This is a genomic window from Micromonospora cynarisoli (assembly GCF_030518815.1).
GTDB lineage: Bacteria > Actinomycetota > Actinomycetes > Mycobacteriales > Micromonosporaceae > Micromonospora > Micromonospora wenchangensis.
The window spans coordinates 2854870-2876982 of the sequence record NZ_CP130426.1; the positions used below are offsets into that span (position 1 = coordinate 2854870).

General features: G+C 73.7%; 18 protein-coding genes. 14 read left to right on the forward strand and 4 right to left on the reverse strand.

Features of this window, described 5'->3' with window-relative positions; genetic code table 11:
* Nucleotides 1-153 precede the first annotated feature (153 nt).
* The 3 genes from Q2K16_RS11740 to Q2K16_RS11750 all read left to right on the forward strand — a co-directional run bounded on the left by Q2K16_RS11740 (nucleotide 154) and on the right by Q2K16_RS11750 (nucleotide 4239).
* A complete protein-coding gene (locus Q2K16_RS11740; protein ID WP_302745344.1) occupies nucleotides 154-2115 on the forward strand; it encodes a bifunctional adenosylcobinamide kinase/adenosylcobinamide-phosphate guanylyltransferase in 1962 nt (653 codons plus the stop codon).
* Complete coding sequence (gene cobS / locus Q2K16_RS11745) at nucleotides 2105-2878, forward strand: adenosylcobinamide-GDP ribazoletransferase (RefSeq protein ID WP_302745345.1); 774 nt, start codon at nucleotides 2105-2107, stop codon at nucleotides 2876-2878. The genes Q2K16_RS11740 and cobS overlap by 11 nt, the downstream gene beginning before the upstream one ends.
* Before the next feature lie 65 nt (nucleotides 2879-2943).
* Nucleotides 2944-4239: a DUF2314 domain-containing protein gene (locus tag Q2K16_RS11750; protein ID WP_302745347.1), complete on the forward strand. Its 1296-nt coding sequence runs from the start codon at nucleotides 2944-2946 to the stop codon at nucleotides 4237-4239.
* Between the two features lie 93 nt (nucleotides 4240-4332).
* On the opposite strand, the gene gcvT is transcribed toward Q2K16_RS11750, so the two are convergent.
* Entirely contained in the window at nucleotides 4333-5463 is a 1131-nt protein-coding gene (gene gcvT / locus Q2K16_RS11755) for a glycine cleavage system aminomethyltransferase GcvT (RefSeq protein ID WP_302745348.1), read from the reverse strand.
* Nucleotides 5464-5624: 161 nt separating this feature from the next.
* Between gcvT and Q2K16_RS11760 the strand changes: the two genes are divergently transcribed.
* Nucleotides 5625-7199 (forward strand): leucyl aminopeptidase, encoded by a 1575-nt coding sequence (locus tag Q2K16_RS11760; RefSeq protein ID WP_302745349.1) that lies wholly within the window; start codon nucleotides 5625-5627, stop codon nucleotides 7197-7199.
* Nucleotides 7200-7303: 104 nt separating this feature from the next.
* Here Q2K16_RS11760 and Q2K16_RS11765 read toward each other — a convergent pair whose 3' ends face one another.
* Nucleotides 7304-7633, reverse strand: coding sequence for a hypothetical protein (locus tag Q2K16_RS11765; RefSeq protein WP_302745350.1), 330 nt, complete (start codon nucleotides 7631-7633; stop codon nucleotides 7304-7306).
* A 142-nt stretch (nucleotides 7634-7775) separates the two neighbouring features.
* Between Q2K16_RS11765 and lpdA the strand changes: the two genes are divergently transcribed.
* Nucleotides 7776-9203: a dihydrolipoyl dehydrogenase gene (lpdA, locus tag Q2K16_RS11770; RefSeq protein ID WP_302745351.1), complete on the forward strand. Its 1428-nt coding sequence runs from the start codon at nucleotides 7776-7778 to the stop codon at nucleotides 9201-9203.
* Nucleotides 9204-9274: 71 nt separating this feature from the next.
* Nucleotides 9275-11080: a 2-oxoglutarate dehydrogenase, E2 component, dihydrolipoamide succinyltransferase gene (sucB, locus tag Q2K16_RS11775; protein ID WP_302745352.1), complete on the forward strand. Its 1806-nt coding sequence runs from the start codon at nucleotides 9275-9277 to the stop codon at nucleotides 11078-11080.
* 85 nt (nucleotides 11081-11165) lie between these two features.
* Here sucB and Q2K16_RS11780 read toward each other — a convergent pair whose 3' ends face one another.
* Nucleotides 11166-12110, reverse strand: coding sequence for an SDR family NAD(P)-dependent oxidoreductase (locus tag Q2K16_RS11780; RefSeq protein WP_302745354.1), 945 nt, complete (start codon nucleotides 12108-12110; stop codon nucleotides 11166-11168).
* A 227-nt stretch (nucleotides 12111-12337) separates the two neighbouring features.
* Between Q2K16_RS11780 and Q2K16_RS11785 the strand changes: the two genes are divergently transcribed.
* The 3 genes from Q2K16_RS11785 to Q2K16_RS11795 all read left to right on the forward strand — a co-directional run bounded on the left by Q2K16_RS11785 (nucleotide 12338) and on the right by Q2K16_RS11795 (nucleotide 15483).
* A complete protein-coding gene (locus Q2K16_RS11785) occupies nucleotides 12338-13015 on the forward strand; it encodes a TetR/AcrR family transcriptional regulator (protein ID WP_368052547.1) in 678 nt (225 codons plus the stop codon).
* 62 nt (nucleotides 13016-13077) lie between these two features.
* Entirely contained in the window at nucleotides 13078-14418 is a 1341-nt protein-coding gene (locus Q2K16_RS11790; RefSeq protein ID WP_302745356.1) for a low temperature requirement protein A, read from the forward strand.
* A 108-nt stretch (nucleotides 14419-14526) separates the two neighbouring features.
* Nucleotides 14527-15483, forward strand: a complete 957-nt coding sequence (locus tag Q2K16_RS11795) for an LLM class flavin-dependent oxidoreductase (RefSeq protein WP_302745357.1) — start codon at nucleotides 14527-14529, stop codon at nucleotides 15481-15483.
* Nucleotides 15484-15500: 17 nt separating this feature from the next.
* On the opposite strand, the gene Q2K16_RS11800 is transcribed toward Q2K16_RS11795, so the two are convergent.
* Entirely contained in the window at nucleotides 15501-15872 is a 372-nt protein-coding gene (locus Q2K16_RS11800) for a MerR family transcriptional regulator (RefSeq protein WP_302745359.1), read from the reverse strand.
* A gap of 55 nt (nucleotides 15873-15927) precedes the next feature.
* Here Q2K16_RS11800 and Q2K16_RS11805 point away from each other — a divergent pair, with 55 nt between their 5' ends.
* The 5 genes from Q2K16_RS11805 (at nucleotide 15928) to Q2K16_RS11825 (ending at nucleotide 22050) form a co-directional block, all read left to right on the forward strand.
* Nucleotides 15928-16929: an aldo/keto reductase gene (locus Q2K16_RS11805; RefSeq protein ID WP_302745361.1), complete on the forward strand. Its 1002-nt coding sequence runs from the start codon at nucleotides 15928-15930 to the stop codon at nucleotides 16927-16929.
* A gap of 161 nt (nucleotides 16930-17090) precedes the next feature.
* Nucleotides 17091-18518: an AAA family ATPase gene (locus Q2K16_RS11810; protein WP_302745363.1), complete on the forward strand. Its 1428-nt coding sequence runs from the start codon at nucleotides 17091-17093 to the stop codon at nucleotides 18516-18518.
* Nucleotides 18515-19165 (forward strand): DUF4276 family protein, encoded by a 651-nt coding sequence (locus Q2K16_RS11815; protein ID WP_302745364.1) that lies wholly within the window; start codon nucleotides 18515-18517, stop codon nucleotides 19163-19165. The genes Q2K16_RS11810 and Q2K16_RS11815 overlap by 4 nt, the downstream gene beginning before the upstream one ends.
* Nucleotides 19166-19262: 97 nt before the next feature.
* A complete protein-coding gene (locus tag Q2K16_RS11820; RefSeq protein WP_302745366.1) occupies nucleotides 19263-20162 on the forward strand; it encodes a TIGR01777 family oxidoreductase in 900 nt (299 codons plus the stop codon).
* 64 nt (nucleotides 20163-20226) lie between these two features.
* Nucleotides 20227-22050 carry a DUF6311 domain-containing protein gene (locus Q2K16_RS11825; RefSeq protein WP_302745368.1) on the forward strand — a complete coding sequence of 608 codons (1824 nt, stop codon included), beginning with the start codon at nucleotides 20227-20229 and terminating at the stop codon, nucleotides 22048-22050.
* Nucleotides 22051-22113: the final 63 nt, after the last annotated feature.

The following is a 22113-nucleotide window of genomic DNA, read 5'->3' on the forward strand; positions in this document are numbered from 1 at the left end:
CCGCTCAACCGTCCCCGGGGGACGGACCCCCGCAAGCGTAGTCGGCCGTCACCGGCGCGCACGGGACGCACGCCCCCGACGCCGGGGTTCCGCGCAGCGTGACGGGTCCGGGCCGGCGGGCGGGGCCGGGTCGGGCGGCCTTAAGGTACGGGCATGTCGGTTGAGGGGTGGAACACGGTCCTGGTGCTCGGCGGTATCCGTTCGGGCAAGTCGGAGTTCGCCGAGTCCCTGGTGGCCGACGCGCCCACGGTGCGCTACGTGGCGACCTCGGCCGCCGCCGACCCGGACGACACCGAGTGGGCCACCCGGTTGGCCGCCCACCGGGCCCGCCGGCCGGGGAGCTGGACCACCGAGGAGACCGCCGACGACCCGCGCCGGCTGGCGGATGTGCTCGCCTCCGCCGGGCCGAACGAGACGCTGCTCGTGGACGACCTGGGCGGTTGGGTGACCGTGCTGCTCGACCCGGCGCACCAGCCGGCCGACGACGTCGCCACCATCACCGAACTGGCCGACGCGGTACGCGCCAGCGAGGCCCGGATCGTCCTGGTCAGCCCGGAGGTGGGGCTGTCGCTGGTGCCGACCACCCCGCTGGGGCGGGCGTTCGCCGACGCGCTGGGCGCCGCCAACCGGGCCGTCGCGGACGCCTGCGACGCGGTCGCGCTGGTGGTCGCCGGCCAGCCGGCCTGGCTGAAGCCGTCCGCGTCGGTCCCGCCGGTCGGCGTACCCGCCCGGGCCGTCCCGGTCGACGGGACGGACGGTGCCGGCCCGGCCGCCGCCGCGACGCTCCCGGCCGCCGGGCCGCTGCCGGAGGTGCTCACCCCCACCGTGCCGCCGGCCCCACGGACCCCGGCCGGCACGACCTGGACCACGCCGACCATGGCGCTGCCGGTGGTCGCCACCGGCCTGGTCATCCAGCCGGGCATGGAACTGCCGATGCCCGACGAGTACGCCGGCCCGCAGGCGGTGCAGCGGCTCGGCACCCTGGACCTGCCGGGCGCCGGCCTGGGCGTGCTGGAACGGGTGGTCGAGTTCGCCGCCGCCACCCAGGGCACCCCCACCCCGATGCCGTGGACGGACGTCCGGGTGCTGCTGCTGCACGGCGACCACACCGGTGGCGTGGCGGCCGGGGCACCGGTCGGCGAGTCGACCCGGCTGGCCCGGCAGGCCCGCGCCGGCCGGGGGGCGCTGGCCCGGCTGGCCGCCGAGAACGGGGCCGGCCTGCAGGTGGTGGACGCCCCGCCGGCCGCGCCGATCGAGCACGGGCCGGCGCTGGACGCCGACACCGTCGAGTCGGCGCTGCGCTACGGCTGGCGGTTGGCCGAGGAGGCCGCCGAGGCGGGCGTACGGCTGCTGGTGCTCGGGGCGTGCGGCGCGGGCGCGGAGGCCGCCGCCGCGGCGGTGCTGGTCGCGACCGCCGGCGCGGAGGCCCCGACCGTGCTCGGCCGGGTGCACACCGCCGACGGCGAGATCGACGACGCGGCCTGGATGGTGCGGTGCGCGACGGTCCGGGACGCGCTGCACCGCACCCGCCGCTCCCCCCGCGACGCCAAGGACATCCTGGCCGAGCTGGGCGGCGGTGACGTGGCGGTGGCCTGCGGCGTGCTGCTCGGGGCGACCGCCCGCCGGGTGCCTGTGCTGCTCGACGGGCCGGTCGGGCTGGCCGCCGGCATGGTCGCCCGGGATCTGGCCGGCCAGGCCCGGCACTGGTGCCTGCTGGTCGACCACGGCGGTCACCCGGCGGTCCGGCTCGCCGCCGACGTGCTCGGTCTGACCCCGCTGCTGGACCTGCGGCTCGACCTGGGCGAGGGCGCGAACGCGCTGGCCGCCCTGCCGCTGCTGCGCTCGGTGCTGGCGCTGGCCGGGTCGCTGCCGGTGCACCCGCACCACGGCGGCCCCGACGACGACGGGGACTCCGACCTGCCGGCCGACGCCGCCGCGACCGCCCCCGAGGGCGAGCCGGAGCCCCCCGCGCCGGCGACCGCCGGGAGCGAGGCGGGGCAGCCCGACGCCACCCCGGAGTTCGCCGAGCCGACGCCGGCCGGCCCGGGGCCGACCACCACCGCCCCCGCCGACGCCGGGCCGGAGCCCGACCCGTCCGGCCGGCGTGCCGGCTGATTCGGGGCGCGGCGACGGGCTCCGGCTGGCGCTGACCACCCTCACCACCGTCCCGGTCCGGGCCGGGCGGATCGACCGGGCGACGGCGGGCACCGCGATGACGCTCGCGCCCCTGGTCGGGCTGCTGCTCGGGGCGGTGCTGGCCGCGGTGCTGCTCGGCCTGGCCGCGCTCGCCCCGCCCCTGGTCGCCGCCGGGGTGACAGTCGCGGCGGCGACCCTGCTCACCCGGGGACTGCACCTGGACGGGCTGGCCGACACCGTGGACGCGCTGGGCTCCTACCGGCGGGGCACGGCGGCGCTGGAGATCATGAAGAAGCCGGACGTCGGCCCGTTCGGCGTGGTCGCGCTGGTGGTCGTCCTGCTGCTGCAGACGGCGACGCTGGCCGAGCTGGCCGGGCGGTCCTGGCCGGCGGTGCTCGCGGCGGTGCTGGCCGGCACCGCCGCCGGCCGGCTCGGAGTGACCCTGGCCTGCCGCCGGGGGGTGCCGGCGGCCCGCCCCGACGGGCTGGGCGCGCTGGTCGCCGGAACGGTCGGGCCGGTCGCGCCGGTCGTCGGGACGGTCGCCGTCGCGCTGGTGGCGGTGCCGGCCGTGCCGGGCCGGCCGTGGCAGGGGCCGCTGGCCGTGCTGGCCGCCCTCGCCGTCGCCACCTGCCTGCTCCGCCATCTGGTACGCCGGTTCGGCGGGATCACCGGCGACGTGCTGGGGGCCGTCGTGGAGGTGGTGACCACGCTGGTCTACCTGGGCTTGGTGCTGTCCGCCTGAGGACGACACGGCGCGCCGGGTAGCGTTTGCCCCGACAGCACCGGCACGGCCTTCCGGGGGACGACTTGCTCATCACGGACGACTTCCTGCCCGTACCGGTCCCGGAGTCGCTCAGCGCGACCTACCTGGTGCCGGTGGCGGGGTTGCCACCGGTGAGCCCGAAGACGGCGGTACGGGGTCTCGCCGGCCGCCTCGCCGACCCGGTGTACGGCCTGGCCACGCAGATGCTGGACAGCCCGCTGATGTCGGTGGACACCCGGTCGATCGACGAGTTCCCGCAACTGCCGCCGGACCTGCTCACCGCGTTCGGCGCCACCGAGGCCCAGCTGGGCCGGCTCGCCGCCGCCAGTCACCTGGTGGTGGTGCAGGCCGAGTACCGGCCGGGCTGGCCACCGGCGCACGAGTGGGCGGCCCGTGCGGTGGCCGCCGCCGTCGCCGAATCCGTCGACGGTGACGTGGTGGACGTGTTCGGGTTGCAGTTCCTCGACCCGGCGACGGCGTTGAGGTCGCTGCCCGACGCGCAGGGCCGCATCCGGCTGGTCGACTGGGTGCTCGTGCCGTACTCCTCGGACACCGAGGGGCTGTGGTTCACCACCAAGGGGCTGCGCCGCTTCGGGCTGCTGGAGTTGCAGACCCAGGGGGTGCCCGACCATCTCACCCGGGCCTGGGGCGCGGTGCTGACCGGTGCCGCCCGCCGACTGCTGCGGGACTGGACCGACGGGCTGGCCGGCGAGGAGGTGCCGGCGTTCGTGCAGCTGCCGGTGCTGGCCACGGTGACCGGGCACGACATCGCGGTGGCGTACGGCAATCCGGAGCAGCACGGCGCGACGGCACCGGTGCTGCTGCGGCTGGAGCTGGACCCGGCGACCGACCCGGACGCCGACTCGTTCCTGAGCCTGCGCCCGCCGCCCGGTCATCCCGGCCCGGACGGCCGCTACTACGCGGCGGCCTGCGCGACCCTCTTCTCCGGCATCGAGCCGGACGTCCGGTACGCCCGGGCCGGCGACGCGATGAGCCGGGCCGTCGCCACCGCCCGCGCCGGGCTGGACGACATCCGGGCCCGGTTCCTCGCCGACGGGCTGCCGCCGGAGGCGCAACTGGTGGTCAAGTACGGCCTGCCCGGCGACGACGGCCCCGAGTACGTGTGGGCCGGGGTCAGCTCGTGGGACGCCCCGGAGCGGATCGTCGGTGCCAGCGCCAGCGACGCCAACACCGACCCCACCGTGCGGATCGGCTCCCCGGTCGTGGTGGCGGTCGCCGAGGTCGTCGACTGGGCGGTCCTGGACGGCACCGGCGTCATCGAGGGCGGCTGGACCCAGGCCGTCCTCGACGCCGGCGAACGCCCCCACCCCACCCACTGACCCCGCCGCCCTCCCCCGGCGCTCCCCCGCGCCCCCTGCCCCCTGCACACTCTCCCGGGGGCAGGGGCCGGGGCCGGGGGACCGGGGGCGGGGTCAGCGGACGGAGGGGGTGACGAAGGGGGGTCGGGTGACCCGCATCTGGGCGCGGCGGCCCCGGATGTCGACCTCGACGAGGTCGCCGTCGGCGAGTTTCGGGTCGGTGTCCAGCAGGGCGAGGGCGATGCCCTGCTTACGGGTGGGGCTGAAGGTGCCGCTGGTGACGGTGCCGACCGGGGCGTCACCGGCGTACACGGTCATCCCGGCGCGCGGGATGGCCCGGTCGACGGCCGCCAGGCCGCGCAGCGTACGGCGGGGGCCGGCGGCCTTCTCGGCGCGCAGCGCGTCGCGGCCCCAGAAGGCCGGCTTGTCCCAGCCCACGGCCCAGCCGGAGCGCCCCTGCACGGGGGTGATGTCCAGGGAGAGGTCCTGCCCGTGCAGCGGGTAGCCCATCTCGGTACGCAGGGTGTCCCGGGCGCCCAGCCCACAGGCCCGCAGCTCGACCTGCGCCCCGGCGGCGAACAGCGCGTCCCAGACGGCGACGGCGTGGTCGGCCGGCACCACCAGCTCGTAGCCCAGCTCACCGGTGTAGCCGGTACGGCAGACGGTCAGTTCGGCACCGGCCAGCGTCGCCTGGGAGAAGCTCATGTAGTCGTGTCCGGTGGGCAGGCCCAGCGCGTCGAGCAGCTCGGCCGAACGGGGCCCCTGCACGGCCAGCACGGCGTACCGGTCGTGTTCGTCGGTGACCTCGACGTCGGCCGGGGCGGCGGCGCGCAGCCGGCGGACCACCTCGGCGGTGTTCGCCGCGTTGGGGATGAGGAAGACGTGGTCGTCGGCGTACCGGTAGGCGATGATGTCGTCGACCACGCCACCGGTGGCGTCGTCGCAGCAGAGCGTGTACTGCGCCCGGCCCGCCCCGATCCGGTCCAGGTCGTTGGTCAGGCAGGAGTTGACGAACCGGGCCGCCCCGGGGCCGGTGACCCGCGCCTTGCCCAGGTGCGAGACGTCGAAGACGCCGACCGCCGTCCGGACCGCCGCGTGTTCCCTGAGCACGCCGCCGCCGGCGTACTCCAGGGGCATCTCCCACCCCCCGAAGGGGGCGAACTTGGCACCGAGCGCGGTGTGTCGCGCGTGCAGCGGGGAACGGCGCAGCCGGGTCGCGGCGGCGTCGGAGGTCACGTCCGTCATGGGTGGCAACTTACCGCCGGGTGTCCCGCTGGTTAGCATCGGCGGGACCCGTCGGCACTTCGGCGGGACGCACCCGCGCTCCGGCGGGTAGGTTGCCGCCGGAGACCATCACCGCCGGTACGCGACGACGCGGCCGGCCCGGCCCGCCCGGAGTAGCTTCAGTGACATCGTCCAGCACCACCCTCAGCCTGGTCGACACCGACCCCGCCGAACTCGCGGTCGACGCGATCGTGATCGGCGTGCACAGCCAGACCACCGGTCCGGACGCCACGAGCGGTCCGGCGGCCGGCACCCTGCTGCTCGCCGACGGCGCGGAGAGCATCGCCGCCGCCTTCGACGGCAAGCTGACCGCGACGCTGGCCCTGCTCGGCGCGACCGGCGGCCCCGGTGAGGTGATCAAGCTGGCCACGCTGGGCACCGTCACCGCCCCACTGGTCGTGGCGGTCGGGTTGGGTCCGGAGCCGACCGGTGCCGCCCCCGCCCCGGAGACGCTGCGCCGGGCCGCCGGCGCGGCGGTCCGGGCGCTGGCCGGGGCGCCCCGGGTGGCGCTGAGCCTGCCGCTGCCCGACGACGCCGACGCTCCGGCCGCGCTGCGCGCGGTCGCCGAGGGGGCGCTGCTCGGCGGCTACCGGTTCGCCGGTTACAAGACCAAGCCGCAGCCGTCCCGGCGGGAGCCGGTGGCCGAGGTGCTGATCGCCGTGCCGGACGCCGCCGACGCGACCGCGCGGGCCGAGGTCGACCGGGCCACCGCCGTGGCCGGCGCGGTGCGCACCAGCCGCGACTGGGTCAACACCGCGCCGAACGAGCTGCGCCCGCCGGCCTTCGCCGAGGCCGTCGCCACCGCCGCCCGGGCCGCCGGGCTCGACGTCGAGGTGCTCGACGAGGAGCAGCTGCGGGCCGGCGGGTACGGCGGCATCACTGCCGTCGGGCAGGGCTCGGAGGCCCCGCCGCGGCTGGTCAAGCTGACCTGGACCCCGCAGGGCCAGACGAACGGCAAGCGGGTGGCGCTGGTGGGCAAGGGCATCACCTTCGACACCGGCGGCATCTCGATCAAGCCGGCCCAGGGCATGTGGGAGATGAAGTCCGACATGGCGGGCGCGGCGGCGGTCGGCGCGGCGATGCTGGCGATCGCGGCGCTCAAGCCGGCCGTGACGGTGACCGGTTACCTGCCGATGGCGGAGAACATGCCGTCGGGCACCAGCTACCGGCCGGGTGACGTGGTCACCATGTTCAACGGCAAGCGGGTCGAGGTGCTCAACACCGACGCCGAGGGCCGGATGATCCTCGGTGACGCGATGGCCCGCGCCTGCGCCGACGGCACCGACTACCTGTTCGAGACGTCCACCCTCACCGGCGGGCAGGTGATCGCGTTGGGCAAGCGGATCGCCGGGGTGATGGGCACCCCCGAGCTGTGCGAGCGGGTGAAGGTGGCAGGTGACACGGTCGGCGAGCCGGCCTGGCCGATGCCGCTGCCGGATGACGTCCGCAAGGGCATGGACTCCGACGTCGCGGACATCTCGCAGGTCAACGCGGGCATGGACCGGGCCGGCCACATGCTCCAGGGCGGGGTGTTCCTGCGCGAGTTCGTCACCGACGACGTGGCCTGGGCGCACATCGACATCGCCGGCCCCGGCTACCACTCGGGCGAGCCGACCGGCTACTGGACCAAGGGCGGCACCGGCGTGCCGGTGCGCACCCTGGTGCAGCTGGTCGAGGACGTCGCCGCCAACGGCTGACTGAGGTACGACGCGACGACGGGACGCCTGTGGGCGTCCCGTCCGCGTTTCCGGGCCGGTCGCGTCGCCGGTCGGTGTGACGTCGCCGGCCGGGGCGGGGCTGCTCAGTACAGCTCGGGGCGGCGCTTGCGGCGTTCGTTGTAGTCGCGCATCCGCTGCGGGTAGCCCATCAGCCGGACGTCGTAGATCGGGATGCCCAGGGCGTGCGCGAAGCGGCGGGCGCCGTCCGGGCCGTCGATGCGCCGCCGGGTCCACTCGCCGTCGTCGGCGATCATGATGACGGTGGTCTCGGTCATCGTGGTCCGGGGTTCGAGGTACGCCTCGACCCCCCGGCGGGTGCGGGCGAAGTTGGCCAGGTGATCCAGGTCGGCCCGGTCGGCCGGCCGGTCACGGTTGGCCGGGGTCGGCGGTTTGCGTCGCCGGAACAGCGCCACCGGGCTACTCCTCTCCCCCGTCCGTCGTCGCGGACGGTGCCAAGAGTACGTGTCGGGGACGTGTCGTTGGGCACCTCGGTACGCGCCCCGGACGGGCAAGTGACAAGATGACCGAGGTGGGGTCTGCCCGTGGCGCCCCGCCGTGACCCCCCGATGCAGCGAAGCGACCAGGGAGTTGGACGTGAGCGAGCCGAACGACGCAACCTTCGACATCGTCATTCTCGGAGGTGGCAGCGGCGGCTACGCGGCGGCGCTGCGTGCCGCCCAGCTTGATCTCTCCGTCGCGCTGGTCGAGAAGGGCAAGCTCGGCGGCACCTGCCTGCACAACGGCTGCATCCCGACCAAGGCGCTGCTGCACGCGGCGGAGATCGCCGACCAGACCCGGGAGTCGGCGCAGTTCGGGGTCAAGGCCGAGCTGGTCGGCATCGACATGGCCGGGGTCAACTCGTACAAGGACGGGGTGATCTCCCGCCTCTACAAGGGCCTGCAGGGGCTGGTCGGCAGCAGCAAGAACATCACCTTCGTGGCGGGCGCCGGCAAGCTGGTCGGCAGGAACGTCGTCGAGGTGGACGGCAAGCGGTACACCGGCCGCAACGTGATCCTGGCCTCCGGCTCGTACGCCAGGAGCCTGCCGGGCCTGGAGGTCGACGGCGAGCGGATCATCACCAGCGACCACGCGCTGACCCTGGACCGGGTGCCGGCGTCGGCGATCGTGCTGGGTGGCGGCGTGATCGGCGTCGAGTTCGCCAGCGTGTGGAAGTCCTTCGGGGTGGACGTGACCATCGTCGAGGCGCTGCCCCGGCTGGTGGCCGCCGAGGACGAGGAGTCGTCCAAGGCGCTGGAGCGGGCGTTCCGCAAGCGGAAGATCAACTTCAAGGTCGGCAAGCCGTTCGAGAAGGTCGAGAAGACCGAGAACGGCGTCAGGCTGACCATCGCCGGCGGCGAGACGGTCGAGGCCGAGCTGCTGCTGGTCGCCGTCGGCCGGGGTCCGAACACCGCCGACCTCGGCTACGAGGAGCAGGGCGTCAAGCTCGACCGGGGGTACGTGCTCACCGACGAACGGCTGCGCACCGGCGTGCCGAACGTCTACGCGGTCGGCGACATCGTGCCCGGCCTCCAGCTCGCCCACCGGGGCTTCGCCCAGGGCATCTTCGTCGCCGAGGAGATCGCCGGCCTGAACCCGGCCGTGATCGACGAGGTCGGCATCCCGCGCGTCACCTACTCCGACCCGGAGCTGGCGTCGGTGGGCCTGACCGAGGCGAAGGCCAAGGAGCAGTACGGCGACAAGGTCAGGACCTACAACTACAACCTCGGCGGCAACGGCAAGAGCCAGATCCTCAAGACCGCCGGTTTCGTGAAGCTGGTCCGGGTCGAGGACGGCCCGGTGGTCGGCGTCCACATGGTCGGTGCCCGGGTCGGTGAGCTGATCGGCGAGGCGCAGCTCATCTACAACTGGGAGGCCTACCCGGCTGAGGTGGCGCAGCTCGTGCACGCCCACCCGACCCAGAACGAGGCACTGGGTGAGGCGCACCTGGCCCTGGCCGGCAAGCCGCTGCACGCGCACGCCTGACCCACACTCATTCCGCGACGCCGGCGGCAAGCGGGCGAGGATCGCACCAGGCCACGAAGGAGTTTCAGAACATGCCGGTATCGGTCACCATGCCTCGGCTCGGCGAGAGCGTCACCGAGGGCACCGTCACCCGCTGGCTCAAGCAGGAGGGCGAGACCGTCGAGGTCGACGAGCCGCTGCTGGAGGTCTCCACCGACAAGGTCGACACCGAGATCCCCTCCCCCGCCGCGGGGGTGTTGAGCCGGATCGTGGTCGGCGAGGACGAGACCGCCGAGGTGGGCAGCGAGCTGGCCGTCATCTCGGGTGAGGGCGAGTCGGCAGGCGGGGACGCCCCGCAGGCCGACGGGCAGGAGCAGGCCGCGCCGGCCGCCGAGCCGACGGCCGCCGCCGAGGGCACCGGCCCGGAGCCGGAGCAGGAGCAGCCGGCCCGGGAGCAGCCGGCGGCGCAGGCCGCCCCGGCGTCGGGCGAGGGCACCCCGGTGAAGATGCCGGCCCTGGGCGAGAGCGTCACCGAGGGTACGGTCACCCGCTGGCTCAAGCAGGTAGGCGAGACCGTCGAGGTCGACGAGCCGCTGCTGGAGGTCTCCACCGACAAGGTCGACACCGAGATCCCGTCGCCGGTCGCCGGCACCGTCCTGGAGATCAAGGTCCCCGAGGACGAGACCGCCGCCGTCGGCGCGGACCTGGCGATCATCGGTGCGGCGGGGGCGGCCCCGGCCGAGGCGAAGCCGGAGCCGGAGCCGGCCCCGAAGGCGGAGGCCCCGAAGGCGGAGCAGCCCAGGGCCGAGGCTAAGCCTGAGGTCACCGAGCCGACCCCGGGCGCGGGCTACAGCGAGCCGGCCGCCGAGACCGAGTCGGCCGCCCAGCCGGCGCAGGCCGAGCGGGCCGCCCAGCCGGCGGCACCGGCCGCGCCCGCCCAGGGTGGCGGCGACGCTCCCGGTTACGTGACCCCGCTGGTCCGCAAGCTGGCCGGCGAGCACGGTGTCGATCTGGCCTCGGTCAACGGCACCGGCGTGGGTGGCCGGATCCGCAAGCAGGACGTGCTGGAGGCGGCGGAGAAGGCGAAGGCGGCCAAGGCAGCTCCGGCCCCCGCCGCGCAGCCGGCCGCCGCGGCGACCCCGGCCGCACCGGCGGCGAAGCCGCAGCCGAGCGGCAAGCGGGGCACCACCGAGAAGCTGACCCGCATCCGCAAGGCCATCGCCAACCGCCTGCAGGAGTCGCTGCACGAGATGGCGCAGCTCACCACGGTGATCGAGGTGGACGTCACCCGGGTCGCCAGGCTGCGGGCGCAGGCGAAGGACTCGTTCCAGCAGCGGCACGGCGTGAAGCTGTCGTTCCTGCCGTTCTTCGCACTGGCCGCCATCGAGGCCCTGCAGACGTACCCGATCGTGAACGCCCGGATGGACCTCGACGCGGGCACCATCACCTACCCGGACGCCGAGAACCTCGGCATCGCGGTGGACACCGAGCGGGGCCTGCTGACGCCGGTCATCCACAACGCCGGTGACCTCAACCTGGGCGGCATCGCCAAGCGGGTCGCCGACCTGGCCGAGCGCACCCGGACCAACAAGATCAGCCCGGACGAGATCGCCGGGGCGACCTTCACGCTGACCAACACCGGCAGCCGGGGCGCGCTGTTCGACACCCCGATCGTGCCGTCGCCCCAGTCGGCGATGCTCGGCACGGGTGCCGTGGTGAAGCGTCCGGTCGTGGTCAACGACCCGGACCTGGGCGAGGTCGTCGCGATCCGGTCGATGGTCTACCTGGCCCTGTCCTACGACCACCGGCTGATCGACGGCGCCGACGCGGCCCGCTTCCTGGTCGCGGTCAAGGAACGGCTGGAGGGCGGCAACTTCGAGGCCGAGCTGGGCCTGTAACACCCGCCTGCGCGAGGGCGCCCCGGTCGGTCGACCGGGGCGCCCTCCGTCGTCACCGGGGTGCCGGGCACGACACCCCGGCGGGTCAGCCGCGCAGGGTCTGCGCGGAGACCGTCCAGAGCCGCTCGGCGGCGGCCGGGTCGAGGGCGTACGCGGCGACGCCGGTGCGGGTGCCGGGCTGGTGCGGGCCGGCCTGCTGGCAGTCCTCGAAGTACCGGCCGCCGATCCCGTCGAGCAGCGGCGAGGCGGCGACCAGCACCGAGGTGGCGGCACCCTGCTCGACGGTCTTCCAGGTGGCCGACCCGCCCCCGCTGGCGGCCCGCATCCGCGCCAGCTCCTCGGCGCTGACGTACCGCTGGAGGTTGGTCGGGATCGCGCCGGGCATCAGCGCGTTGCTGACGATGCCGTCGTCGGCCCAGCGCCGGGTCGCCTCGACGGCGAACAGTACGTTCGCGGTCTTCGACTGCCCGTACGCCTCCCACGGGTCGTACGGGCGCTGCCGGAAGTGGATGTCGTCGAAGACCACCGGGGAGCGCAGGTGCGCCGCCGAGCTGACCGCGACGACACGGGCTCCCTCGGCGGCGGCGAGGGCGCGGTGCAGCCCGGTGGCGAGGGCGAAGTGCCCGAGGTGGTTGGTGGCGAACTGCAACTCCCAGCCCTCGGGGGTACGCCGTTCGGGCGAGGCCATGATGCCGGCATTGTTCACCAGCATGTGCAGCGGCCTGTCCCAGGTGGCCACGAAGGCGGCCACCGACGCCTGGTCGGCGAGGTCGAGCGGAGCGACCAGCAGCCGGTCGTTGCCGGTGCTGTCGGTGATGTCCTTCGCGGCGCGCCGACCGGCCTCGAGGTCGCGTACGGCCAGGGTGACGTCCGCTCCGGCGGCGGCGAGGGCGCGGGCGGTCTCCACGCCGATGCCGGAGGCGCCGCCGGTGACCACGGCGCGTCGGCCGGTGAGGTCGACGTCGCGGACCACCTCCAGGGCGGTGGTGCGGGCGTCGAAGGGGGTGTGGACCGGGGTGTCGGTGGTCATGATCCGTCCTTGTCGGTGCGGCGTGGGCCGGGCGGCCCGACCGGTACGATGAGAAATGGAGGGCCCTCCGTTACGCCTCCGAGCGTAACCGGAGGTTCCTCCGTTTGCCAACCGGTCGCCGCGCCGGGCCGGTCCGGGTGGCCGTCGTCACCCCGCAACCGGCCCGTCGGGGGCCCCCGACACGCACCGGTGCGGTGACGCCACCGCACCGGACATCAGGAGGCGACGTGCCGCCCACCAGCCCGGCCCGCGACGCGCGGCAGACCGACCCGGACCACGACGCGCGGCAGACCGACCCGGACCACGACCCGGGGCCGACCGGCCCGAGCGTCGGCGTGCCGCCGGCCGGGCCCCGGCCGCTGCGCGCCGATGCGCAGCGCAACCGTCAGCGGCTGCTCGACACCGCCGTACGGGCGTTCTCCCGGCAGGGGCCCGAGGTGACCCTGGAGTCGATCGCCCGGGACGCCCGGGTCGGCATCGGCACCCTCTACCGGCACTTCCCCACCCGGGAGGCGCTGGTGGAGGCCGCCTACCGCAGCGAGTTGGCCAAGCTCTGCGCCGCCGCCGACGACCTGCTGGCCCGGCTGCCACCCGCCGAGGCGACCCGGGCCTGGATGGACCGCTTCGTCGACTACCTGGCCACCAAACGGGGCATGGCCGACGCCCTGCGCCTGGTGATCGCCGCCGGCGCCAACCCGTACGCACAGAGCCGGGACCTGCTGGTCGCGGCGCTGACCCGGCTGCTGGCGGCCGGTGTCGCCGCCGGCACGATCCGCCCGGACGTCGACCCGGGCGACGTGCTGGCCGGGCTGGGCGGGATGTCGCTGGCGGCGCAGGGGCCGGAGCAACGGGAGCTCGCCGGCCGCCTGCTCGACCTGCTCATGGCCGGGCTGAGCCGGCACTGACGACGAGGGACCGGCTGCGGGATTCCCGCCCCGGCCCCCCGGCGCGCTGCCAGAGTGGACCGGTGAACGGTGAACGACGGAGCGGCGGGCTCGGCCCGGCGGTGGCCGTCGCACCCGGTGCCCGGGTCGACAAGTTCGAGGTCTTCTTCGACCTGGTCTTCGTCGTCTCGTTCTTCATCATCACCCGGGCCACCGCCGCCGAGATCAGCGGCCGGCAACTGCTGCACGCCGGCCTGGTGCTCGCCGTGCTCTGGTGGTGTTGGGTGGTGCACAGCATGGCCGCCACCCGGCTACGGCTCGGTGAGGGTTTCGTCCCGGTGCTGATGGTGGTCGCGATGGCCTCCCTGTTCGCGTTCGCGCTGGCCCTGCCGCAGGCGTTCAGCCCGCCGCAGGGGGAGCTTGCCGGGCCGCTGGTGGTGGCGGTCAGCTACGTGGCGGTCCGGGGCGTACACGTGGTGCTGTTCCTGCTCACCGCGCAGAACGACCCGACCGGCCGGCGGCCCCTGTTCCACTTCCTGCCCGAACTGCTCACCAGCACCGTGCTGCTGCTGGCGGCGGCCCTGGTGCCGGTGGCGATCGGCGACTCCGACCGGGCCGGCCTCGTCCGCGACGTGCTCTGGGTTCTGGTGGTGCTGGTCCAGTACGGCACCGGGCTGGTCGCCGACACCTGGAGCTGGGCGGTGACCTCCGCCGAGCACTGGACCGAACGGTACGACCTCATCCTGATCATCGCGCTCGGCGAGTCGATCATCTCGGTCGGCGTCGGCGGCAACGTCCTCGGCAAGCCGGTGACCTGGCCCGGGGTCATCGCCTCCGCGCTCGGCATCATCTTCACCGCCGCCCTGTGGTGGGCACACTTCGACCTGATCGGCCCGGCTGCCCGGATCGCCCTGCATGCGGCGACCGGCCGCCGTCGCACGACCATGGCCCGGGACGCCTACGCCTATCTCTACCTGCCGATGATCGCGGGCATCATCCTGTTCGCGATCGGCAGCGAGGAACTGGTCCGCGCGGTCACCGACCCGGCCGGCGGGCTCGGCGAGCGGGCCCACGGGCCGGCCGTGCCGCTGTTCTTCGGCGGGGTGATCTGCTATTTGGCCAGCAACATGCTGTTCCAACTGCGCACCCTGCACACGCTGAGTTGGACCCGGCTCGGCACGCTGGTGGTGCTCGCCGCCGCCGTGCCGGTCGCGGCGGGGCTCTCGGCGCTGGTCGCGCTCGCGCTGCTGACCGCCATCTGCGTCGGGCTGGTCACGACAGAGGTGGTGATCATGAGCGGCTCCCGGCAGGCCCTGCGTCGGGCCGTACACGACGAGCGGGCCGACCACGAGGCACACGCGGCCGCCTGGCGGGCCCGCTGGCACGAGGCGAACCCGGAGGAGAGGCGGCCGAACCCGCAGTAGCCCGGCGGCAGCAGCCTCCCGGCCGGCGGAGCGTGCCGGGATTCTCCGGTTGGCAGAATCCGGGCCTGCGGGATGGCCGGGACGGTCCACGACGGCGAAGCTGACCCGGTGACCGTCTTCTCGCTCCAGGCCACCCCGACCGACGCGGCGAGCTGGGTCGATCTCGCCCGCCGGGCGGAGTCGGCCGGTTTCGCCGCCCTGCTCGCCGCCGACCACCCGGGCGACGTGACGTCCCCGTTCGTCGCGCTCGCCGCCGCCGCATCGGTGACCACCACGATCGGTCTCGGCTCGTACGTGTCGAACCTGGGGGTGCGGGAACCGATCCTGCTCGCCGCCGACGTGGCCACCCTCGACCTGGTCTCCGGCGGGCGGGCCCGGCTCGGTGTCGGTGCCGGCCACACCCCCGCCGAGTGGGCCGCCGTCGGCCGGGTACGCCCCGGCGTGGCCGGTCGGGTACGCCGCTGCGTGGCCGTCGCCGAGGCGGTCCGTGCCCTGCTCGACGGTTCCCCGGTGACGGTCGACTCCCCCGACCTGGCGGCGCGGGAGGCCCGGCTGACCTCGCCCCGGCCGGTGCAGGAGCGCATCCCGTTGACCATGGGCACCGCCAACTCGACGCTGCTGCGTTGGGCCGGCGCGCACGCCGACGTGGTCGGGTTGACCGGTTTCGGGCGTACCCTCGCCGACGGCCACCGGCACGAGGCGCGTTGGCGGGTCGACCAGATCGAGGCGCAGCTCGCGCACGTGGCCGCCGGTGCGGCCGGGCGGGACACCCCGCCCGCGCTGGAGGCGCTGGTGCAGACGGTGGTGGTCACCGACGACGCCGGGGCCGCCGCCGCCGAGCAGGCCGAGCGGGTCGGGCTGACCGTCGCCGAGCTGCTGGCCACCCCGTTCGTGCTGATCGGCACGGTGGACGAGATCGTCGCGGCGGTCGCGGCCCACCGGCGTCGCTGGGGTGTCACCCGCTTCGTGGTACGCCGGGACGCTCTCGAACCGCTCGTCCCGGTGCTGGGCCGGCTGCCCGGTGCCCCACCGGCCCCGGACGGGTCGGGGTCCACCCGACCGTGACCGGCGGGGCCGGGCGCTCAGGGGGCGGGGGTCGCCCCGGTGATGCCCTGGTAGAAGCGGATCTTCTCGCGCAGGTGGGCGTACTGGCGCTGGAGCAGGGTCAACTGTTCCTCGACCCGGGCGGCGTGCTGCTCCAGCAGTTCCTGCCGGGCGGCGACGGTGTGCTCCCCCTCGCGGGACAGCTCGGCGTAGCGGCACATCTCGGCGATCGGCATGCCGGTGTCGCGCAGGCAGCGGAAGACCACCAGCCAGCTCAGGTCGTCATCGGTGAAGACCCGACGGCCGCCCGAGGTGCGTCCGATGCAGCTGAGCAGGCCGATCTTCTCGTAGTAGCGGAGAGTGTCGAGGCTGAACCCACTGCGTCGGGCGGCCTCCGAGGGCGGGTACATGGGCCGGATGTTACCGCTTGACCTGGAGCGCACTCCAGGTTGAAAACTGGTCGGCATGACGACGACACGGACTCTGGGCCGCAGCGGAATCGAGGTCGGCGCGATCGGCATGGGGTGCTGGGCGATCGGTGGCCCGCTGTGGGGCGACGACGGTCAGCCGTACGGCTGGGGTGAGGTGGACGACGACGAGTCGGTCGCCGCCATCCACCAGGCCCTCGACCTGGGCGTCACCCTCTTCGACACGGCCAGCAACTACGGGGCCGGGCACAGCGAGCGGGTGCTCGGCCGGGCGCTCGCCGGCCGGCGCGACAAGGCGGTGATCGTCACCAAGTTCGGCAACCGCAGCGACGAGGCGACCCGGCGGGCGCTGGGCGTGGACGCCAGCCCGGCGTACGCGGTCGCCAGCCTGGAGGGGTCGCTGCGCCGGCTCGGCACCGACCACGTGGACCTCTACCTGCTGCACCTCAACGACCTGCCGGCGTCCGCCGCGCTCGACCTGGTCGACACCCTGGAGGGCCTGGTCACCCAGGGCAAGATCCGGGGGTACGGCTGGAGCACCGACAACCCGGACTCGGCGCGGGCGTTCGCCGGGGCGGGCCCGCACTGCATCGCCGTCGAACACGACGAGTCGGTGCTGAACGACAACCCGGAGGTGCTCGCCGTCTGCGACACCTTCGACCTGGCCAGCCTCAACCGGGGGCCGCTGGCGATGGGCCTGCTCACCGGGGCCACCCGTACGCCGGGCGCGGACGACGTGCGGGGCCGGGCCCCGGAGTGGCTGGTCTGGTTCCGCGACGGCCGACCCACCCCCGAGTGGTCGGCCCGGGTGGCGGCGATCCGGGCGGGGTTGACCGCCGACGGCCGTACCCTCGCCCAGGGGGCGCTGGGCTGGCTGTTGGCCCGCAGCCCCCGTACGCTGCCGATCCCGGGGTGCCGGACGGTGGCGCAGGCCCGGGAGAACTTTGCCGCCCTCACCCTCGGCGCGCTCCCGGCGGACGCGTTCGCCGAGGTGGAGCGCCTCCTGGCCGACCTGCGGTCGGTTCTACCGAAAGCCTGACCACACCGTTGTCGTGCCGCGTACCGATGCCGAGCCGGGCAGGTCTCGTTCTTCTTCCGCCCGTTCAGGAGTCGACCACAGAGTTTGCCCGACCGGGCCGCCGCCGCGCCGGCAGCAGAGGGGGTACGGATGGGAAGTCTCTCGACGACTAGGCTCGTGCCATGCTGACGCGGCTCGAGGTGCAGGGTTTCAAGAACCTGCTCGATATCGCGGTAGACTTTGGCCCCTTCACCTGCATCGCCGGTGCCAACGGGGTCGGAAAGTCGAACATCTTCGACGCCATCGAGTTCATGTCCTACCTTGCCAGTGACAGCCTTGTAGAGGCTTCGCAACGCGTCCGCGGCTCATCCGGTGTGCGGGGTGGCGATCCTCGGGACCTGTTCTGGGACGGCTATCGGGACCATGAACATCGAATCAAGCTCGCCGCCGAAATGATCGTTCCGGCCGAGGTGGAGGACGACCTCGGGACGACCGCCGACGCCACCACCACCTTCCTCCGCTATGAAGTGACGCTCGGCTTCGAGACACCTACGCGAGAAGGCAGCATTGGCCGGCTGAGCCTGCTCGGTGAAGAGCTACGGCACATCCGGCGGGGCGAAGCGGGGCAACACCTCAAGTTCCGTCACAACGTCGCACGTTTCCGCAATGGCGTGGTACGCGGTGAGCGACGGGGCGGCCCGTTCCTCTCCACTGAGCAGCGGGACACCGGCACGGTCATCAACGTCCACGGCGACGGCGGAAGCAGAGGCAAGCCCCAACCGCGAGCAGCGGCTCGGGCCGGTCGCACTGTGCTCAGCACGGTCACCACCAACGACTACCCGACGATTCTGGCGGCCCGACGAGAGATGCAGAGCTGGCGCAGATTGGCTCTTGAGCCCTCCGCACTACGCGCCCCTGACAGTTTCGCCGATCCGCGCTCACTCGCGCCCGACGGCCGTCACCTGGCCGCAGCGCTGTACCGCATCGCCAACGAACCCGCCGGGGACGAACCCGAGGCCGACCCGGCCGCCCTCTATGCCCGCGTTGCCGGTCGCCTGTCCGATCTCATCGGGCTCGGCGTCAGGGGAATCACCGTGGAGTTGGACCAGGTTCGGGAGGTCTTCACACTCTTCCTACAGGAGAAGGGTAACCTCCGGCTACCCGCTCGCGCTCTTTCAGAAGGCACTCTCCGATTCCTGGCGCTCTGCGTCCTGCTGGAGGATCCAGGGTTCACCGGGCTCATCTGCATGGAGGAGCCGGAAAACGGCATCCACCCCGCAAACCTGCCCGCGATGGTACAACTCGTTCAAGACCTTGCTGTTGACCCCACCGTCGCCCCTGCGGATACCAACCCGTTCCGACAGGTCATCGTGAACACGCATTCACCGGGAGTGATGGCACTCTGCGGCACGTCTGATCTCCTGTTGGCCGACATCAGACCCAAACTGGCACCGGACGGGACGGTCACCAGGGCATTGGCCCTGTTGCCCTACCGCGACTCGTGGCGGGCCCTGCCAGGACAGCCGAGCTTCTCCGAGGCGGATGTCGTGGCCTATCTCGCCGCGCCTCCCGGGGCTCAACTGCGACTGCCGTTGGACATGGCGGGATGAGGCAACGTTCCTACTCCGGCTTGTTCGTGGCGGAGGGCAGTTCCGATGCACCCCTTGCGGAACTCATCGAGTCCCTGTTTCTCGAGCGAGGCATCGAGGTCCGGCTGAGTCAACCGGACTTTTCGTTGCTCGGAAAGGTCGACAAGGACGTGCGGTCCCGGGTAGCTGCCGGCCTGAGGCTGGTCGGAGCACCCGTCGATCTGATTGTGGTACACCGAGACGCAGATAATGCCGGGCGCAGCGCCCGTTTGAGAGAGATCACCAGTGCGATCGACTCACTCCATCTGGACAGTCTACTCATTCCGGTGATTCCAGTGCGCATGACGGAGGCGTGGCTGCTGCTCGATGAGGCGACCATCCGGCTGGTGGCCGGCAATCCGATGGGACGTATGAACCTCGCCTTGCCAAAAAGACACGAGGTGGAGGCACTCGCCGATCCAAAGGGGGTTCTCCAGACCTGCCTCCTGGCCGCTGCGGGAGAGACCGGCCGCCGCAGGGAGGCGGTCCGTAAGCGATTCAGCCAACATCGGCGTCAACTACTTCAGCTACTCGATCCATCGGGGCCGGTCGCTCGGCTCGATAGCTGGAAGCGGCTACTTGAAGACATCAACGAGATAGCCACACAGTGGGAGCCACACCGGAAGTGAATCTCGAGTAGCACAAACCAGGTCCGCCGCCACGACAATCGAGTGACTCGTAACGCTCCACGCATCCACCACCGCCTCCGTACCCGAAGATGGAGGTATGCGGATCCTGATGGCCGGCGCGTCCGGCTTCCTCGGCACCCGGCTGGTCGACCGCCTCACCGACGACGGGCACCAGGTCACCCGGCTGGTCCGGCGGTCGCCGCGTACCCCCGACGAGCAGCGGTGGGACCCGACCGCCGGGCAGCTCGACCCGGCCGTGGTGGCCGGGGTCGACGCGGTGGTGAATCTGGCCGGGGCCGGGGTGGGTGACAAGCGGTGGACCGACGGGTACCGCCGGGTGATCCGGTCCAGCCGGGTGGACACCACCACCACGCTGGCCGTCACGATCGCCGGGATGCCGGCGGCGGACCGGCCCCCGGTGCTGCTCAACTCCTCGGCGGTCGGCTGGTACGGCAACACCGGCGACCGGGTGGTCGAGGAGGACGCCCCGGCGGGTGAGGGGTTCCTCGCCGACGTGTGCCGGGTCTGGGAGGCGGCGACCCGGCCCGCCGAGGACGCCGGGGCCCGGGTGGTGCGGCTGCGCACAGGTCTGCCGCTGCACCGCGACGGGGGGCTGCTCAAGCCGCAGCTGCTGCCGTTCAGGCTGGGCATCGCCGGCCGGCTCGGCAGCGGACGGCAGTGGCTGCCGTGGATCTCGCTGCGGGACTGGCTGGACGCGACGGTGTTCCTGTTGACCGCCGGGGAGGTCGCCGGCGCGGTCAACGTGGTCGGCCCGAATCCGGTCACCAACGCCGAGTTCACCCGGGAGTTCGCCCGCCAACTGCACCGGCCGGCGGTCGTCCCGATCCCGGCGGTCGCCCTGAAGCTCGCCCTGGGCGGCTTCGCCCAGGAGGCGCTGACCAGCGCGAGGGTCCTGCCCGCCGTGCTCACCCGGGCCGGTTTCACCTGGACCCACCCCGGGCTGCCCGCCGCGCTGCACGCCGCCCTGCACGACTGACCCGCCAGGGTCGGGGTAGCGGGTCCGACCGGTCGGTCCAGTTCCGGTTGGTAACGTCCGCTCCGTGCCGACTTCCCCGACCCTGGCCGCCGACCAGCCGCCCACCGCCGTCCCGGACGCCGCCCGGGGCCGGCGGGCCGACCTGATCGTGCTGGTCGTCGCGGTGGCGCTGGCGGTCTGGGTGACCAGCGGGCTGTGGCGCGACCCGAACCAGCGGGCGATCACCGTCAACTCCAGCGACCAGGCGCTCTTCGAGTGGCTGCTCGCCTTCGGCGGGCACGCGGTCACGCACGGGGAGAACCCGCTCTTCACCCACCTGCTCAACGTGCCGGACGGGGTGAACCTCGCCGTCAACACCTCGATCACCGTGTACGCGGTGGTCTTCGCGCCGCTGACGTACCTGGTCGGTCCGCCGGCGACGTTCCTGGTGATCCTCACCCTCAACCTCGCCGCCACCGCGCTGGCCTGGTACTGGCTGTTCTCCCGGCACCTGGTCGCCAGTCGGCTCGCGGCGGGCGTCGGGGCGCTGTTCATCGCCTTCTCCCCCGGCATGGTCGCGCACGCCAACGCCCACCTGAACTGGACCGCGGGCTGGTTGGTGCCGCTGCTGGTGGCCGGGGTGTTCGCGCTGCGCCGGCCGGGCCGCTGGTTGCGGGGCGGGCTGGTGCTCGGGGTGCTGGTCGCGGTGGCCTTCTCGATCGCCGCCGAGGGGTTGTTCTTCACCGCGCTGGCGGTCGCCGTCTTCCTCGCCGTCTGGGCGCTGCACCCGGCCCGCCGGGCGCAGGCCCGCGCCGCGCTGCCGGACTTCCTGCGCGGGTTGGCGGTGACCGCGCTGGTCGCCGGGGTGCTGCTGGCGTACCCGCTGTGGTTGCACTTCGCCGGGCCGCAGCGGTTCCACGGCACCGGCTTCGACTCGGTCATCCACGCTGAGGACATCGCCGCGTTCGGGGCGTACCCGAGCCGCTCGCTGGCCGGGGCGCTGGGTGGGGACACCACGCTGGCACCCAACCCGACCGAGGAGAACAGCTTCTTCGGGCTGCCGCTGCTGCTGCTCACCGTGGCCTGCTTCGGGTGGCTGTGGCGACGGGCCAGCCCCGGCCGGCGGGCCACGCTGACCGCGCTCGGGCTGACCGCCGTGGTCTTCGCGGTGCTGTCCTGGGGGCCGCTGGCGAAGTGGAACGGGAGGCGTACCGGTCAACTGCTGCCCTTCGGGGTGCTGGACAACCTGCCGGTGGTCAACGCCGCCCTGCCGTCCCGGCTGGCGCTGGTGGTGGCGCCGGTGATCGGGGTGCTGCTCGCGTACACCGTCGACCGGCTGCGGGCGACGCCACCGGGCCGCACGGCGGCCTGGGCGTGGCGGGTCGGGTTCGTGGCGGCGCTGCTGCCGCTGCTGCCGACCCCGCTGCTGACCAGCGTCCGCCCGCCGGTGCCGGAGTTCGTCACCGCCGGCACCTGGCGGGAGTACGTCTCACCGGGCGGGGTGCTCACCCCCATCCCGCTGACCCTGGACGTGACCCCGGACGGGCAGCGCTGGCAGGCGTACGCCCTGTCCCACCGGCAGGGCGAGTTCCGGTTGCCCGCCGGCTTCTTCCTCGGCCCCGGCGGCCCGGACGGGCGGGGTCGGATCGGGCCGCCGCCGCGCACCTTCGACACGCTGATGGACCAGGCCGGGCGGACCGGGCTGGTGCCGATCGTCACCGAGGGCAGCATCCGCCTGTCCCGGGCGGACCTGCGGTACTGGGGGGTCGAGGCGGTGGTCCTCCCCGACGAGGTGCACGGGGCCAAGTACGACCTCGACGAGGACGCCCTGCGCCGCACCGCCACCGCCCTGCTCGGCGAGCCCCGCCGGGTGGACGACGTGTGGCTCTGGACGGTCCCCGCCGCCTGACGGGTCCATCCGCCCGACCGGTCCTGCCGGTGGGTCGTCGGCGGGGGTCACGCAGGGTGGCGC